Origin of the sequence: Bifidobacterium miconis (assembly GCF_019331735.1) — a bacterium.
GTDB classification, from domain to species: Bacteria; Actinomycetota; Actinomycetes; order Actinomycetales; family Bifidobacteriaceae; genus Bifidobacterium; species Bifidobacterium miconis.
In genome coordinates this window covers 78,022-94,452 of sequence record NZ_JAHBBH010000008.1, presented here as the reverse complement: position 1 = coordinate 94,452, position 16,431 = coordinate 78,022, and the positions used below count along the sequence as shown (strand labels likewise).

General features: G+C 66.4%; 9 protein-coding genes. 1 reads left to right on the top strand and 8 read right to left on the bottom strand.

Annotated elements, in window-relative coordinates; all coding sequences use genetic code 11:
• Nucleotides 1-82: 82 nt before the first annotated feature.
• From KIH79_RS04420 to KIH79_RS04385, 8 genes are all read right to left on the bottom strand, one after another.
• Nucleotides 83-1,402, bottom strand: coding sequence for an Nramp family divalent metal transporter (locus tag KIH79_RS04420; RefSeq protein WP_219058302.1), 1,320 nt, complete (start codon nucleotides 1,400-1,402; stop codon nucleotides 83-85).
• Nucleotides 1,403-1,454: 52 nt separating this feature from the next.
• Nucleotides 1,455-2,192 carry an HNH endonuclease family protein gene (locus KIH79_RS04415; RefSeq protein ID WP_219058301.1) on the bottom strand — a complete coding sequence of 246 codons (738 nt, stop codon included), beginning with the start codon at nucleotides 2,190-2,192 and terminating at the stop codon, nucleotides 1,455-1,457.
• A gap of 24 nt (nucleotides 2,193-2,216) precedes the next feature.
• Nucleotides 2,217-3,098 (bottom strand): aldo/keto reductase, encoded by an 882-nt coding sequence (locus KIH79_RS04410; RefSeq protein ID WP_219058300.1) that lies wholly within the window; start codon nucleotides 3,096-3,098, stop codon nucleotides 2,217-2,219.
• Nucleotides 3,099-3,196: 98 nt separating this feature from the next.
• Nucleotides 3,197-4,291, bottom strand: coding sequence for a LacI family DNA-binding transcriptional regulator (locus KIH79_RS04405; protein WP_219058299.1), 1,095 nt, complete (start codon nucleotides 4,289-4,291; stop codon nucleotides 3,197-3,199).
• A 38-nt stretch (nucleotides 4,292-4,329) separates the two neighbouring features.
• Nucleotides 4,330-6,507, bottom strand: a complete 2,178-nt coding sequence (locus KIH79_RS04400; protein WP_219058308.1) for a beta-galactosidase — start codon at nucleotides 6,505-6,507, stop codon at nucleotides 4,330-4,332.
• Between the two features lie 252 nt (nucleotides 6,508-6,759).
• On the bottom strand, nucleotides 6,760-10,878 hold the full coding sequence (locus KIH79_RS04395; protein WP_219058298.1) for a thiol reductant ABC exporter subunit CydD/CydC: 4,119 nt from the start codon (nucleotides 10,876-10,878) through the stop codon (nucleotides 6,760-6,762).
• A 447-nt stretch (nucleotides 10,879-11,325) separates the two neighbouring features.
• Nucleotides 11,326-11,706 (bottom strand): endonuclease domain-containing protein, encoded by a 381-nt coding sequence (locus tag KIH79_RS04390; RefSeq protein ID WP_274607618.1) that lies wholly within the window; start codon nucleotides 11,704-11,706, stop codon nucleotides 11,326-11,328.
• Between the two features lie 669 nt (nucleotides 11,707-12,375).
• On the bottom strand, nucleotides 12,376-13,950 hold the full coding sequence (locus tag KIH79_RS04385) for a sugar porter family MFS transporter (protein WP_219058296.1): 1,575 nt from the start codon (nucleotides 13,948-13,950) through the stop codon (nucleotides 12,376-12,378).
• A gap of 637 nt (nucleotides 13,951-14,587) precedes the next feature.
• Between KIH79_RS04385 and KIH79_RS04380 the strand changes: the two genes are divergently transcribed.
• Entirely contained in the window at nucleotides 14,588-16,408 is a 1,821-nt protein-coding gene (locus tag KIH79_RS04380; RefSeq protein WP_219058295.1) for an AMP-dependent synthetase/ligase, read from the top strand.
• Nucleotides 16,409-16,431 lie beyond the last annotated feature (23 nt).

Here is a 16,431-nt window from a genome sequence, read left to right as displayed (position 1 = left end):
AGCCTCTCGATCGTCAAACTCGTGGACTTCAGCCAGGTTTTCGGGCAGATTCAGCCAAGCCTCCGCCCCATTCCATCCAACATCACGCCTTGCCAAGCAGCGTGAGCGCGATGAGCAGCACGTTGAGCGCCACGATCAACGCCGCCACGGCGATGAAGACCACATGCTTGGCCGTGCCGTCCACGTATTCGCCCATCAATTCCCGGTCGTGCGTGTAGCGCATGAGCGGGATGATGGCAAACGGGATGCCGATCGAGAGGATCACCTGCCCGACCACCAGCGCCTGCGTGGGGTTCGGTGCGAACCACAGCACGATGAGCGCCGGCACGAGCGTGACCACGCGGCACGCCCACATCGGGGCCTTGATGCGCAGCAACCCGTGCATGATCTCCGAGCCGGCGTACGTGCCGACCGATGTCGAGCTCAGGCTCGAAGCCAGCAGGCCGATCGAGAAGATCGTGCCCACAACCGGCCCGAGCACCGACACGATCGCGTGCTGCGCGCCTTCGATCGAATCGGTGCCTTCCATGCCGTGCAGCGAGTTCGCGGCGATGATGAGCAGCACCACGTTCACGCTGCCGGCCAAGAGCAGCGCCCACGCCACGTCGATCTTCGACCCGTGCAGCAGCTGGCGCACGCTCGGCTTCTTCTCGCCCGGTCCGTAGTGATCGTTGACCAGCGTGGAGTGCAGGTAGATGGCGTGCGGCATCACGGTCGCGCCCAGCATGGACGTGGCCATGAGCACCGAGTCGGTGGTGGTGAAGTGCGGGATCAGGCCGCCGAGCACGTCGGCCGGGTTCGGCGGCGCGATGAACAGGCCGAAGATGAAGCCGAACGTGATGACCAGCAGCAGGGCGATCACGATTTTCTCGAACAGCCGGTGCGTGCGCCCGCCTTGGAACCACAGCAGCACGGTGGAGATCGCGCCGATCACGAGTCCGCCAACGAACAGCGGCAGCCCGAACAGCAGGTTGAGGGCGATGGCGCCGCCGATCACCTCCGCCAGGTCGGTGGCGATGGCGATGACTTCCGCCTGCATGAAGAACATGAACCGGCCGGCGTCGCTGAGGCGTTCGCCGAGCAGTTCCGGCAGCGATTTGCCGGTGACAATGCCGAGTTTCGCGGACTGGTATTGGATGAGCACGCTCATCGCGTTGGCGAGCACGAGCACCCATACGAGCAGGTAGCCGTATCGTGCGCCGGACGTGATGTTGGCGGCCACGTTGCCCGGGTCCACGTAGGCGACGGCCGCCACAAACGCGGGGCCGAGGATGGACGCGAGCGCATGCCCGTGCCGACCGTTGGTGCGTTTCGATCCGCGCGTGCGCTGTTGTTCCGCGACGTGCGCGCGTTCCACCTCGAGTTCACTGACGGATTGTTCGATCTGATTATTCTCTTCCATAGCGCGGCCCGTTATAGCGCGCGTATGTTACGACGTCGATTGCCGGCGTCGGTTACGGCAGCTCCTGCGCCGGACACGCGCGCAACACGGCCTGCATGGCCCGCTGTTCCGCGGTGGTGACGGTGAGTCCGTACGCGGCTTTGACGCCGATCTGCCGTGCCACGTATTCGCAGCGGTAGTCGGCGTTGGTGGGCAGCCAGTATGCGGCCGACGCGGAGCCCTTGTCCTGATTGGCCGGACCGTCGACGGCGAGCAGGTTGTTCATGTCGTTGCCGAACCGGCGTCTCGTGGCCGCGTCCCAATCGCGCGCGCCGGACTGCCATGCGTTTTCGAGCGCGACGATGTGGTCGATCTGCACGGCCGCGCTGGTGTCGCGCCCGCGCGCGAACCGGATCGTCTGTCCGGTGTACGGGTCGTCGAGCGTGCCGGACTGGACCTGACAGCTGCCGGCCGCGCGATACGCGACGTCGGTCAGGTCGCGGGCGAGCACGTCGTCGCGCACGTCGCAACCGTTGCCGTCGTCGTCGGTCTGTCGGTAGGCGAACAGGTCGCGATCGTAGCCGGCCGTGCTCGGCTCGTCGTCGACAACGAGCGTTGCAAGCGCGTCCGCGGCCGGGCCGCTGGCCGTATACAGCCCGACGATCTGGCCGACGGTCGGGCTGACGTGCGGCAGGAGCAGTCCGGCCGCCACGCCGGCGAACGCGGCGGCCAACAGCAGCGTCAGGATGCGACCGCCGGGCGTGGACGGGTCGAACCGTCGTTTGCGGAAGTGCGTGGGGCGACGGAGCATGGACGGATTCCGAACGCCCGGCGATCAGGCGTAGGTGAAGGTGAGCGGGTCGTGGCCGGCGCGGGTGGGGCCGTCGAGCGCGTCGATGGCGGCGTGCTCGTCCGGCGTGAGCGAGAAGCCGAACAGGTCGAGGTTCTGCTTCTGGCGGTCGGCGTGCACGGACTTGGGGATGATGATCGTGCCGTTTTCGATGTGCCAGCGCAGGATCACCTGCGCTTCGGTGACGCCGTGCGCGGCGGCGATGCGCGCGATCGTGCCGTCGCCGGCGTTGAGGTCGGCGCCGCGGGCCATCGGCGAGTACGCTTCGACGGCGATGCGGTGCTCCTTGCAGAAGGCCACCACGTCGCGCTGCTGCCAAGTGGGGTGCAGCTCGATCTGATCGATGGCCGGCCATTCGCCGGTTTCGGCGTGCAGCCGTTCGAGGTGCTCGGGCAGGAAGTTGCACACGCCGAGCGTCTTCACGCGGCCCTCGGCGCGGAACTCGTCGAACGCCTTCCATGTTTCGCCGCTGCGCCAGTTGAACGGGGTGGGCCAGTGCAGCATGTACATGTCCACGTAGTCGACCTGCAGCAGGCCGAGCTGGCGGTCGAAGGCGCGGCGGGCGGAATCGTAGCCCTGCTCGGAGTCCTTGAGCTTGGTGGTCAGCCACAGGCTCTGGCGCTTCTCGCCCGTGTTGTAGCCGGTTGCGGCGAGCGCACGCCCGACGCCGGCCTCGTTGTTGTAGCCGGCGGCGCCGTCGATGTGGCGGTATCCGGCGGCGAGCGCCGATTCGACGACGGGGACCACGCCGTCGTCGTCGATGCGCAACACGCCGAGGCCGATCTGCGGGATCGCATTGCCGTCGTTGAGGGTGATCTTGGGGATAGCGGGTACGTTCGCGGGCGCGGTTTCGTTGGCGTTCGTCATGGCAGCCTCCTTGCAGTGGTTGTGTCGGTAAGTCCTGCAACTCACAATAACACCGGGGCTCATTCGGCTGTCGGCATCGCGCTGCCGTCGTCGCGTCGTCAGCGCGTGGACCGCTCGGATCGTGTGGAGGCGCGCGGGATCACTTCGGCCCGCGTGGTGAGCAGTTCCGGCTGGCTGATGTCGCCGCGGATGCGTCCGAGGATGCGTTCCACGGCGGTGGGCGCGGTCCATTCGAGCCGCGAATCCATGGTGGTGAGCGGGATTTGCAGGTATTCGGCCTCTTCGATGTTGTCGAAGCCGATCACCTGCACCTGGCCGGGAATGTCGATCGCGTTGGCGCGCAGGCTGGCGATCGCGCCGATCGCCAGCTGGTCGTTGAGCGCGACCACGCCGTCGAACGGGACGCCCGAGTCGATGAGCCGCTGGGTGACGCGCGCGCCGGAGCCGATCGTCCAATCCTGCCCGGTGTCGCCGATCAGGCGCGGGTCGACGGCCATGCCGCGCCGGTGCGTTTCCTCGATGAATCCGCGCAGTCGCAGCTGCGCGTTGCCTTCTTCGGCCTTGAGCAATGCGGCTTCGTCGTAGTCGCCGCGTGCGCCGACCACCGCGAGACGCCGCGAACCGTGGTCGTACAGGTATCCGGCGGCGGTGGCCGCGGCGGCCGTGTCGTCGGGCGTGACGTGGTCGGCCACGCCCCACGTGGTGCGGGCACCGACCACGACGAGCGGGAAGTCTACGGCGAGGTCTTCCGGAGTGATGTCCTCGACCTCGCTCATGGACAGGATCATGCCGTCGGAGACGGTGGAGTTGAAGTTGCGCAGCAGGTCGCGCGCGCCTTTGGCGGAACCTTCCGCGTAGGTGGTGACGTAGACGAGGTAGTCGTGGCTGCGGGCCGCGTCGATGATGCGGTTGGCGAGTTCGGCGAGGTAGGGGGCGGTGAGCGACGGCACGGCGAGCGTGATGAACCCGGTGTGGTCGCGGTTGAGGTTGCGCGCGGCCACGTTGACCCGGTAGCCGAGGTCCTTGATGACCTGTTCGACGCGCGCGCGGGTTTCGCCGCTCATCCGCCCGTTGCCGTTGATCACGTTCGACGCGGTTTTGAGCGACACGCCGGCCGCCTGGGCGACGTCACGCAGCGTGACGCGCTTCTTGGCTGTCGCGGCCGTTCCGGCGGTTGCGGCGGTTTCGCCCATGATTCCTCTCCTCGGTTGGTGCTGCGGTCTGCTTGCGGCTACTTGCGGCTGGTTCTGGTGACCAGTATGCCATTGCGGTCGATGACGTACGTGCCGGACGCGCCGTCCTCGCCATCCGCGAGCGCATGCGCCCGATGGTCCAGCACCGGCTCGCCGATGACGTTCGGTACGGTGATCGCGTCGCGGCCGCGGTTCAGGTAGAAGTCGAAGCGGAACGTGTCGGATTCGCGCACGGTGTGGATGACGCACGGATCGGTCGCGGCGGCCGTGCCCGCGTCATTGCCGTTCGTGACCAGTCCCAGTTCCGCCAGCAGCCGCGTGATGTCCTCGCGGCTCAGGTCACAGCCGACATACACCGCTTCGCCCTTGCCGTACGGATGCCGCACGATCGCAGGCGTGCCGTCCAGCTCCCAGTCGGCGGCGTCGGGGCCGGCATACGAGGCGACCACGGCGGCGTCCGGCGCGACGGACGTCACGTCGTTCTGCCACAGGCGCGTCGTCATCCCGTTCGTGAGCCTGATCTCATCCGGTTCGCCGGCCGCCTCGGAGCCGAGGATGTTGAACTCCTCGCTGCGCACGCCGAGCACCTCGCGCAGCAGGCCGTCGCCCGCACCCGGATACCCGCCGAGGCCGACGCGGAAATTGTCGTCGACCAGTCCGGTCGCATACCCGACGATCACGCATCCGCCGGCTTCGACGAACGCGGCGATGCGGCGCGCATCGGCGTCGGAGAGCATGAGGACGCTCGGCAACACGATCGTGCGGTATCCGCCCCAGTCGTAGGCGAGCGGCGCCACGTCCGCACGCTCCCCCGCGTCCAGATACGCGCGGTACCAGTCACGCACATCATGCCAATGATCGAGTTTCATGCTCGGCAGGGTCTTGGATCCCGTGGCCCATTCGGAGTCGGCGTGGAACAGGATCGCCGTGTCACCGCGGCGCAGTTCGGTGCCCTGCACGCCCGCGTCGGACAGGGTGCGCAGCGCTGCGCCGAGCTCGCACACGCCGCGGTACACTTTGCTGTCCTCACCCGCGTGCGGCACCATCGCGGAGTGGAACGCCTCTGCGCCGGAAGCGGACTGACGCCACTGGAAGAAGTTGATCGCGTCGGCGCCCATCGCGATGTGGGCGAGCGAGTCGCGCAGGAGCTCGCCGTTGCGTTTGCGAGTGTTGAGCGGCTTCCACTGCACGGCGGACGTGGAGTGTTCCATCACGTACCACGGTTTGCCGAGCGCGAACGCGTCCATGAGCGCGTCGGAGCAGACAAGCTCGTCGAGATGCGACTCGCCCTCGTGGAAGTAGTGGTCGTTGGACACGAAATCCACTTCGTTCGCCCACTGCGCGTAGTCCATGCAGCACTGGTCGGTGGAGACCATGAAGTTCGTGGTGAACGGCTTGCCCGGGCAGATTTCCTCGATCGCATCGCGTTCGGCCTTGTAGAAGTCGAGCAGCATGTCGTTGCCGAAGCGCATGAAATCAAGATTCTGTGCGGGGTTGACCATCGCATCGGCGCCCATGTGACGGGGAATGAGCACCTCGTCGAAACCGTTGGCGTGCTGCCCCCAGAAATCGGTGCCCCACGCCTTGTTGAGCGCGTCGATCGTGCCGTACTTGGCCTCGCACCAGCGGCGGAAGGCGGCAAGGGCGTTGTCCGAGTAGTCGGAACGGTTGTTCCAGCCGTATTCGTTGCCCAGATGCCATGCGGTGACGGTCGGATTGTCCTTGTAGTGTTCGGCGAGTTTGCGGCACAGGGTGAGCGCGTACCGCTTGAAGACCGGACTGGTGGGCTGCCACGACTGGCGGGACCCGGCGTTGACGACATGGCCGTACTTGTCGCGCGGCAGCACTTCGGGATGCCGCTCGTACAGCCACAGCGGAGCGGTGGCCGTCGCGGAGGCGAGATCGACCGCGATGCCCGCCTCGCCGAGCTTGCCGATCACCCGGTCGAGCCAGGTGAAGTCGAACTCGCCTTCGACGGGTTCGATGCGGTCCCAGCTGAAAATCGCGAGCGCCACGGTGTTGACGTGCGCTTGCTTCATGAGACGGATGTCGTCGTCCAACGTCTCTTCCGGCCACTGGTCGGGGTTGTAGTCGCCGCCGTAGGCGATGCCCTTGCCGTTCGGCGTGAGCAGTGCGGGCCAGCGGAAGGGCCTGCGTCCGCCGGTTGCGGCCGGGGTTGGGGTCAAGCCCGAGACCGTGTTCGGGGTTGTGTTCATGGTAGTGGTCGTCATGTCGTGTCGCCGTCCTTGGTTTTCTCATACGTTGCTGGTACACCAGTGTATCACTTGCAACGGCTATGTTACAGCAGAACACCAACAAAGTCGGCCGACGCGGTTGATCCGCCGCGGGATAGATACAGTCGGTACGGGCCTGCGGGCATACGGTCGTTTCGGCACGTCGAAACGACCGTATGCCCGCACGGCGATCAAGCAACAACGACCGTATGCCTTATTATCAGGCCGCGATTATCAGGCCGCGACGACCCGGTCGGCGATGCGCATGGCGGACTCGCGGTGCGAGACGAGCACGATGGCGGCGTCGCGTTCGCCGGCAAGCGCGTTGATCGACTGGAGGATCACCGCCTCGTTGAGCGCGTCGAGACGGCTCGTCGGCTCGTCGAAGAGCACGAGGTCGGACTGCCGCAGGAAGATGCGGGCCAGTCCGATGCGCTGACGTTCGCCTTCGGACAGACGGTCGCCGAGCTCGCCGACCGGCGTGTCGAGCCTGTCGGGCAGCGAGTCGATCAGATCGAGCACGGACGCCTTGCGGCATGCGTCGCGCAGCAGGTCGTCGACGGAACCGGACGTACCGCCGGCCGATGCGCCACCCGACACGCCCGACTGCCCGTCGGGCAGGGCGATGAGCAGATTGTCTCGGATGGTGCCGTCGAACAGGGCGGTTTCCTGACTCATCATGGTCTGGATGCGCCGACGGTGGTGCGCGTCGACGTCCGGCAGCGGCTCGCGGGAAAGCGTGACGCGCCCGGATTGCGGATCCCAGTAGCGCATGAGCAGTTTGAGCATGGTGGATTTGCCACGGCCGGACGGACCTTGGATGCCGAGGATGCCGGAGCGCGGCACGTCGAGCGACACGTCGGCGAGCACCGGGGCCGTCTCCGGCGCATCGGCCGCTCCCGATGGATACGCGAACGTGACATGGTCGAGCGCCATGCCGTCGTACGCGGGCCGATCGGCACCGGTTTCGACGACGGCCGGCACCTCGTCCATCAGCGCGAACAGTCGGCGCGCGGCGGCGAACGTGTTCGTCAGGTTCGCGGGCAACGCGGCGAGCGCGAGCGTCGGTCCGAACGAGCTGGCGATGAGCACGACGGCGACGATCAGCTTCGGCGCACCCTGTAGCGCACCGGCAGCCCCAGTCGCGCCGGCGAGACCAGCCACGCCGGCCGCGCCGGCGACCGCCAGCAGTGCGGCCGCGGCGGTGAAGACAAGCACCAGCACGCCGCCGACGCCCGCGTAATGTCCGTTGATGCGGCTGAGCTTCGCGCGGCGCGTCCACAAGTCGCGCGTGCGCGTCACGATGTCGGCCACGCGCCGCTCCCCCGCGCCGAACCGGATGATTTCGCCGATGCCGCGCATGCCGTCGAGCACCTGATCGTCAAGCGCGGACGATGCCTTGCGCAGTCCGTCGCCGATGCCGCGCACGCCGCGCGAGAACAGCCACGGCAGCAGCACGCCGACCGCCAGATGCGCCGCGACAAGCAGCAACGCGGCCCACGGGTCAAGCAGCAACAGGGCGAGCGCGTACACCACGCTGGTGGACAGCGCGATGACGACCGGGGAGATGGTGTGCGCGAAGAAGATTTCGAGCATTTCCACGTCGGTGGTGATGAGCGCGATCAGGTCGCCCTTGCCCTTGCCGTCGAGCTTGGCGGGGGCGAGCCGACGCAGCGCCGCGAACGCCTTCGCGCGGAACAGGGCGAGCAGGCGGAAGGCGACGTTGTGGTTCATGAACTGTTCGGCGTAGCGCATGAGTCCGCGCACGAGCGCGCACACGGCCATCGCGATGACGGCCGGAACCACGCCCATGCCCCACACGGGGTGCCCGGCGACGGCAAGGAGCGCCATGGTGCCGAAGACCGGCAGGAACGTGGCGGACAGGTGGCCGAGCGTGCCGCACACGCAGGCGAGGATCATGAAGCGCGACAGCGGCGCGGCCTCGTGCAGCAGGCGCGGGATGAGGCGGTACGGGCGGGGCGCTGAGGGCGCGGCGACGGTTTCAGTCGCGGCGTTGGCGGCAGTCCCGCTGGCGTCCGCAATGGTTCCCGCCGCGGCGGTGGCGGCAGCGGCGGAATTACCGGCATTACCGGCCTTGCCTGACGCACCGGCACGGCGACGATTCTTGTTCGTCACATTCGCCTTGGAACCAGTCCGCTGCCCGGTGGCGCGGGCGCTTGACTCGCTTGACTCGGATGCCTCAGCGCGGGCCGCGCCCGCATCGCCCGCCCCGTCGCGCCGACCGACCCGTTCGACGGCCTGCTGCGTGCGGAACAGCCGCGCGTACGTGCCGTTGGCGGCGAGCAGGCGCACGTGGCTGCCGGATTCGACGACGTGGCCGTGGTCGAGCACGACGATCGTATCCGCGTCGGCCGCGTTCGCCATGCGATGCGTGATCATGATGACGGTTTTGCCGGCGTTCGCGAGGTCACGGATCGATGCGAGGATCAGCGATTCGCTGTCCGCGTCGACGCTGCTGGTCGCCTCGTCGAACACGATGACCGGACTGTCGTGCAGCAGCGCGCGGGCGATGGCGATGCGCTGGCGCTGGCCGCCGGACAGGTTCGCCGCGTCCGGTTCAATCGTCATGTCGAGTCCGCCGTGCGCGCGGACGAAGTCGTCGATGCGGGCGCGGCGCAGCGCGTCCCACATGACGGCTTCCGCGGCGGGATCAACTGCAGGCTGGTTCGCAGAACCGACCACGGAACCCGACGCCGTGGCGCAGGGAACGGACGCAACAGTCGACCGCGCGGACGGCCTGGGCGACGCGGACGGCCCGTGGTGCGCGGCCGTGCGATACGCCATCAGGAGATTGTCGCGCAGTGTGCCGGCGAACAGGTGACTGCGCGCGCCGACGACGGTGACCGCGCGCATGAGCGATTCGTCGGTCAGGTCGCTCACTTCGTGGCGTCCTGCATAGTCGAACAGCGCGATCGAACCGGTGTAGCCGACGGTGGTGCCGGCGAGCAGCGCAGCCGCGGTGGACTTGCCAGAACCGGACACGCCGACGATCGCGGTCACCTGACCGGGATTGGCCATAAACGTCGCATCGGCGAGCGCCGGATGCGGCACCCGGGATGAATCGGACGTGTCGGCATGCGCACCAACGTCTTCACCAGCCGAGCCCGAATGTTTCACGGAAGGTTTCACAGATGATTGCATTGCAGTGCCGGAGTCGGAACCGGCAGCGGAATCAGCTGCAGAATCATCGTTCCCGTACGCAAAACCGACCCGTTCGAACGTGACGACGGGCGCACCGGAGTCGGCTTCCAGCGTCTGGGAGCCATGCCGCGGCTCGGGCGCGTCAAGCAGCGCGAAGATGCGCTTGGTGGACGTCATGCCGTTCATCGCGACGTGGAAGAACGAGCCGAGCTGGCGCAGCGGGATGAAGAAGTCGGCGGACAGCAGCACGATCATGATCGCGCCGGGCAGGCCGAGCGAGCCGGACATCAGCTGCCAGACCGCGACGCCGATGCCGGCCGCTGCCCCACCATAGGCGACGGTGTCCATCGCGGTGAGCGAGCGCAGCTGGATCTGCAGCACGTTCATGGTCATGACGCGGAATTCCTCGGCCTTGCGGTCCATGTCGCGGGCGGCGCGCTCGTCGGCGTCGAAGATCTTGAGCGTTTCAAGCCCCTGCAGGTTGTCGAGGAACGCGGCGCCCATGTCGGTGTATTTGCCCCAGTATTTCTTGAACACACGGGCCGCGCGCATGGCCACGAGTCCCACGATGACCACGATCAGCGGCGCGCACACGAGCAGCGTGACGGCGGCCGGCAGGTTGACGGGCAGCAGCACCGCGAACAGGGTGAGCGGCGCGAGCACCGAGTAGAAGAGCTGCGGCAGGAACAGTTCGAAGAAGCTTTGGATCTGCTCGATGCCCTCGCCGGCGGATTGGACCACGTCGGCGGTTTTGACGCGCGACCCGTAGGACGGGCCAAACGCGAGCATCTTGCGGTAGAGCTTTTCACGCAGCGACAGTTTGACGCGTTCGGCGGCTTCGAAGCCGAGCTTGGTCGCGCCGCGCGTGGTGAGGTACCGCACGGCCGCGATCAGCGCGAGCGCGAGCAGGTACCATGGCAGCCGCGCGGCGAACGCGGCCCATCCGAACGTGCCGTGCGCAGGGTCGTGCAGGTCGATGCACCCTCCGGACGGGTCGATCGTGAGATCGACCTTGCACATGGCCGGCACCGCGGCCGTCGGGTCGAACCACCACAGCAGATCGCCCAGCATCATGACCAACGTCGCCACGAACGCGACGTTGGCGAGCAGCCCCAGCCACATCAGCGCCACCTTGCCGGCAACGAGCCGGCCAATGCCGTCAGCGAGCGCAAACAACCGCTTGTCGAACATTCCCCACCTCAACATCTGTCGTGCACGGCGAACCCGTGCGTCCGAGCGGCCGTACCGCGCCGCGAAAATCACCGTGTCCACACTAACAATCAGTGTTGGGTTTCGCTAGGGGTGTCATCAAGGTCGCCGCCAACATTCGCGTCCGGCGGAGGCGTGGGGAGGTCTGGGGAAGCATGGGGCGGCCCCGTTCGAGGATTACGGGTTCTTCGCATTGTGGTGTGTATGGCACGTATGCCTGTTGTATCGGAATCGCGCTGTCGCGCGATGCTGTGCTGTCGGCGGCAGCGATAGCTGCCGCGTTCAACACGGTTTCAATGCTCCCTAATGCTGGCGGCAGCTCTCGGCCCCCTCGGCTGAGGGGGCTGTCACACGCAGCGTGACTGGGGGAGCGTCGCGGCGCCACGCACCGCTAACAAGCACAGCATCGCGCGTAGCGCGATTCCATAATCAAGGCCGTGACAGTCGCGATCTTTCCTCAACCTGTTCCCTCGCGATCCGGTCGATCCTCGCGCACACCGCGTCAAACTGGTAATCCACCTGATTGTTCGCGAACCGCAACACCAAGAGGTCTTTCGTTTCCAATTCCCGGGTGCGTTCGGTATCCTTCGCCTGTTGTTCCGGCATATAGTGGCCTCTGCCGTCGAGTTCGACCACGAGTTTGGCTTTCGCGCAATAGAAGTCGACAATATACCTGCCGACCGGTGTTTGCCGCTGCCAGCGCAAGGAGTGGGTTCTGAGGAATCGGTACCAGAGTTTTCTTTCCCACGGGGTCATGTTCCTGCGCAGTTGTCGGGCGAGAGGCGTGTTAGTTCGCTGGTATTCCCTCATGGGTTTTTAGGATACTGGGCGCATGCTGGTATTGGAATCGCGCTATCGCGCGATGCCGTGTTGTTGTCGGCGCGTAGCGCCGCGACGCTCCCCCACCCGGCTTCGCCGGGAGCCCCCTCAGCCGAGGGGGCCGAGAGCTACCGCCAGCATCACAAGCGCTGCAACCGTTCGGGTGTGGCAGCGATGGCTGCCGCCGGGGAATAGTGGATTGCGCGAGAGCGCAATGCCGTTTCATCGCGCTGTGCGCGATGCTGAGATTGCGCTGTGCGCGATGCTGAGATTGCGCTGTCGCGCAATCTCACGGCAACACAGCATCGGACGCACGAACAGTGCGGACGATACCGACACCACAGAGCCACACCCCACCGAACCCACTCATACACACCAAAATACGAAGAGCCGGATTACGACCTGTGACGTGACGGCGAAACGACGTCGGCCCGGACGAGCGGCCGAGTGGCCAAGACCACGTCACAGGCAAGGTGATGGCCATGCGGATCGCATATCTGCGAGTTGTAGGTCCCTTGTGGGGTTGCCCGGCGGTTGCATCGAATCGGCCATACCAAGAAATGGCCGATTTCGGCTGCCTCCATTGACCCTGATGCGCCTGCACGCGGATCGGGGGATCTACAACTCGCAGATATCCTTTTCGAAAACCGGAAAAGCCGGTCAGCGCTGCTTTTGCGCGGCGACGAGCGCCTCGGCGGCGGCCTTGGTGGCGATCGCGCGCTCCTTGGCGCGGCGGGCGCGGGCCAGTTCGGCTTCGGCGGCCCTGATGTCGGATTCTGCCTGGCGCAGGTCGGCGGTGGCGCGCACGACCTCGAGCTGCGCGTTGGACTGCTCGGACTTCGGCTTCCACAGCTCGGCGATCTCCTCGAGCGTCTTGTCCTTGGTTTCGGGCACGAACGTGACCACGCCGAGGAAGCACAGCAGGTTGGTGCCGGCGAACACGAGGAACGTGCCCATGCCGCCGATCGAGCTGATCATGACCGGCGTGAACTGGCCGATCGCCCAGTTCGTGGCCCACAGAAACACGGTGCAGATGCCGGTGGCGCGGCCGCGCAGGTAGGTCGGGAACAGTTCCGGGATCATGATCCACGGGATCGGGCCCATCGAGAACGCGAACGCGGAGGTGAAGCACATCACGAAGATGAGCATGAGCAGCTGGTAGTTGTTGGCGTACGCGAAGCTGATGCCGAGCGCGAACACGACCATGAGGCCCGAGCCGACGGCCATGAGCTTCTTGCGGCCGGCGGTGTCGATCAGGTACATGCCGACGACGGTGAACACGAGCTCGATGCCGCCCACGCAGGAGGAGGCGAGGAATTCGGTGTTGCCGCCGAATCCCATGTCCTTGAACATGACCGGGCCGTAGTAGCTGATGGCGTTCATGCCGATGGCTTGGTTGAAGATGGCGAGGAAGATGCCGATGAGCAGGGCCTTGCGCAGGCCCGGCTTGAACAGGTCGGAGAACTGGGCGTTGGCCTTCCGCTCCTCGGCGATCTGGTTCTGGATCTCCTCGACGTCGTGGCGAGCCTTCTCGGTGCCGTTGATGCGCTCGAGCACCTTGAAGCCCTCGTCGACCTTGCCGGCCTGCACGAGGAATCGCGGGGACTCAGGGCTGAACCACAGCGCGCCGAAGAAGATCGCGGCCGGGATCGCGCCGATGCCGAGCATCCAGCGCCAGCCGATGTTCACGCCCCAGTCGTGCGAGCCGGAGGAGGCGATGAAGTAGTTGATGACGTTGGTCAGGAAGATGCCGGAGATGGTAAGCAGCTGGTACGCGCTGGTAAGCGCGCCGCGGATGTTGGTCGGCGCGGATTCGGTGATGTACGTGACGGCGAGCGCGGCGGCCAGACCGATGCCGATGCCGCCGATGACGCGGGCGAGGATCAGCGTGACCGGGCTGAACGTGAAGGCGGACCACAGTGCGGCGACGAAGAAGAACGCGGCGCCGAACATGAGCAGCTTGCGACGGCCGTAGCGGTCGGACAGGAAGCCGGAGAAACCGGCGCCGATCACGCCGCCGATCATGATCGACGAGATGACCATGCCCTGCAGCGCGGGGCTCAGGGAGTACTTGGTCTGCAGGAAGTCGATGGCGCCGGAGATGGAGACGGTGTCGTAGCCGTACAGCAGACCGGCGAGGCCCGCGCTCAGCGCGAGGCCGACGATGTAGCGGCCGGAGCCGCGCTGGTTGCGCTCGTCCGATTCGAGCGCGATGGAATCATTGGGATTGCCCATGGCGAAATACCTCATTCACCTTGAAAACATGGCGCGGCGAACCGCGCGTCCTCTTTCTTGTTCTCTGTTCTCGTTGGGCGGTTGCCGCACGCCCGCGCATGCCGCATGCATGCTTCGTGAGCGCTAACAATCGCAAACCTGAACGTATATTAGTCGTTTTCGCACACGATTCAACTCACGTATGTCACAAAACCGCAACAGTTTCCGCCATCCCCGCACACATACGCGCCGATCATGCGGCACGAACGGATCGCAGCCATTCGGCGGGCGGCACTGATCCGCACCGCCGCCGCCCCGCCGTCCATCACGCACCGCCCGTCCGGCCAACACTCGGCAACACCCGGTTTTGTGCCCGCATACAAACGCGCGGCCCGGAATTCGTGGCGGCGTACAACGCGGCGCAACCTACGGCATCGTAAGTTAGTTGACGGAACAGCAGCAAACGTCAGCCGTGTGCTCCGTATCGCGCGCGTCACGAGACGAGCAACGCACTCCACACACGCCGCGCGACGCAACGCATCACGCGCATCGCGCAGGAAACGACGCGGCACGACGCGACACGGCACACACAGCACACCAGCACAATACAAGCAGCGGCCGGCGGCAACGCCACCGCGGAAACGGAACACGGCACATCATGCGCACCGAATACACCACCCCCGGCTCGATCGTCGTACGCGACGACGAAACCCTCTACTCACTCCTCACCGAACGCATCGAACGCACCGGCGAGGACACCGTCATCGCCTCGCGCAAACTCGGACCGGGCCGCTGGGACGACATCACCACCGGCGAATTCCACAAGCTCGTCCTCGCCGCCGCCAAGGGCCTCATCGCGTTCGGCATCAAGAAGGGCGACGCGGTCACCCTGTTCTCCGCCACCCGCTACGAGTGGGGCGTGCTCGACTTCGCGCTCGCCGCGATCGGTGCGGTGAACGTGCCGATCTACGACACCGACTCCGCCGCGCAGGCCGAGCGCATCCTCAACGACTCCGCCGTCAAGCTCGCCATCGCCGACGATCGCGAGCGCTTCGACCGCCTCGACTCGGTCAAGGACCATTGCCCGGAGCTCCGGCAGATCCTCATGATGGACGGCAACGCGCTCGGCGCGCTGCAGGGCTTCGGCGTCACCGTCTCCGACGAGGAGCTCGACGAGCGCATCGCGTCGGTGCGCGCCGACGATCTGGCGACGATCGTGTACACGTCCGGCTCGACCGGCGCTCCGAAGGGCGCGGAGCTCACGCACCGCAACTTCCTGTCGATCGTGCGCGCGGGCTACGAGTGCCTGTCGGAGATGATCTGCGACGGGCATCCGCGACTGCTGCTGTTCCTGCCGCTCGCGCACTGCTTCGCGCGTTACATCCAGTACTGCTCGATCGGCTCCGACGACGGCGTGGTCGGCTACCTGCCGGATACACATTCGCTCTTGCCTGACCTGCGTTCGTTCCAGCCGACGTATCTGCTCGGCGTGCCGCGCGTGTTCGAGAAGGTGTACAACGCGGCCTCGCAGAAGGCCGGTATGGGCTTCAAGGGTCGTCTGTTCGCCAAGGCCGTGGCCGCGGCGCGTCAGTGGTCGCGCGACGAACAAAGCGGTACGCCGCATTCGGCCAAGGCGATCGCCGAGCGGGCGACGTACGAGGCGCTCGTCTACCGCACGATCCGCGGCGCGCTCGGACCGCGCATCCGGTTCGTCGCGTGCGGCGGCGCGCCGCTCGACCCGGATCTCGCGCACTTCTACAACGGCATCGGCCTGACGATGATCCAGGGCTACGGCATGACCGAAACGGCCGCCCCGTTCACCGTGACGCGCGTGGACGACAACGTGATCGGCACGGTCGGTCAGCCCGCGCCCGGTTCGTCGGTGCGCATCGCGGACGACGGCGAGCTGCAGGTGAAGGGCGAGAACGTGTTCCGCGGCTACCACAACCTGCCGGAGAAAACGGCGGAGGCGTTCACCGAGGATGGTTGGCTGCGCACGGGCGATCTCGCGTCGATCGACGACGAGGGCCGCGTGACGATCACCGGGCGCAAGAAGGACATCATCATCACGGCCGGCGGCAAGAACGTGTCGCCGATCCCAATGGAGCAGGAGATCGTCAAGTGCCCGATCGTCGAGCATGCGGTCGTGGTGGGCGACCAGCGGCCGTTCATCGGCGCGCTCGTGACGCTTGACCCGGACGGTTTGGCCGCGTGGCTGCCATCGCACGGATTCGCGGCCGATCTGCCGATCGCCGACGCCGCGCAGCTGCCGGACGTGCACGACGAGATCCAGCGCTACGTCGACAAGGCGAACGCGACCGTGTCGCGCGCCGAGTCGGTGCGCAAGTTCGTGGTGCTCGACCAGCGGTTCACGCAGGACAACAAGTGCCTGACTCCGAGTTTGAAGGTCGTGCGGCCGGCCGTGAACCGCGTCTTCGCCGACGTGATCGATCAGCGGATCTACGCCGGCAAGCGCTGAGGCGTGGTGGAAAAGTCTCACTG

What these genes read in the sequence shown, in the direction of transcription:
- KIH79_RS04420 (WP_219058302.1), bottom strand. Translation starts at nt 1,402, where the DNA reads ATGGAAGAGAATAATCAGATCGAACAATCCGTCAGTGAACTCGAGGTG.
- KIH79_RS04385 (WP_219058296.1), bottom strand. Translation starts at nt 13,950, where the DNA reads ATGGGCAATCCCAATGATTCCATCGCGCTCGAATCGGACGAGCGCAAC.
- KIH79_RS04395 (WP_219058298.1), bottom strand. Translation starts at nt 10,878, where the DNA reads ATGTTCGACAAGCGGTTGTTTGCGCTCGCTGACGGCATTGGCCGGCTC.
- KIH79_RS04415 (WP_219058301.1), bottom strand. Translation starts at nt 2,192, where the DNA reads ATGCTCCGTCGCCCCACGCACTTCCGCAAACGACGGTTCGACCCGTCC.
- KIH79_RS04390 (WP_274607618.1), bottom strand. Translation starts at nt 11,706, where the DNA reads ATGAGGGAATACCAGCGAACTAACACGCCTCTCGCCCGACAACTGCGC.
- KIH79_RS04405 (WP_219058299.1), bottom strand. Translation starts at nt 4,291, where the DNA reads ATGGGCGAAACCGCCGCAACCGCCGGAACGGCCGCGACAGCCAAGAAG.
- KIH79_RS04380 (WP_219058295.1), top strand. Translation starts at nt 14,588, where the DNA reads ATGCGCACCGAATACACCACCCCCGGCTCGATCGTCGTACGCGACGAC.
- KIH79_RS04410 (WP_219058300.1), bottom strand. Translation starts at nt 3,098, where the DNA reads ATGACGAACGCCAACGAAACCGCGCCCGCGAACGTACCCGCTATCCCC.
- KIH79_RS04400 (WP_219058308.1), bottom strand. Translation starts at nt 6,507, where the DNA reads ATGAACACAACCCCGAACACGGTCTCGGGCTTGACCCCAACCCCGGCC.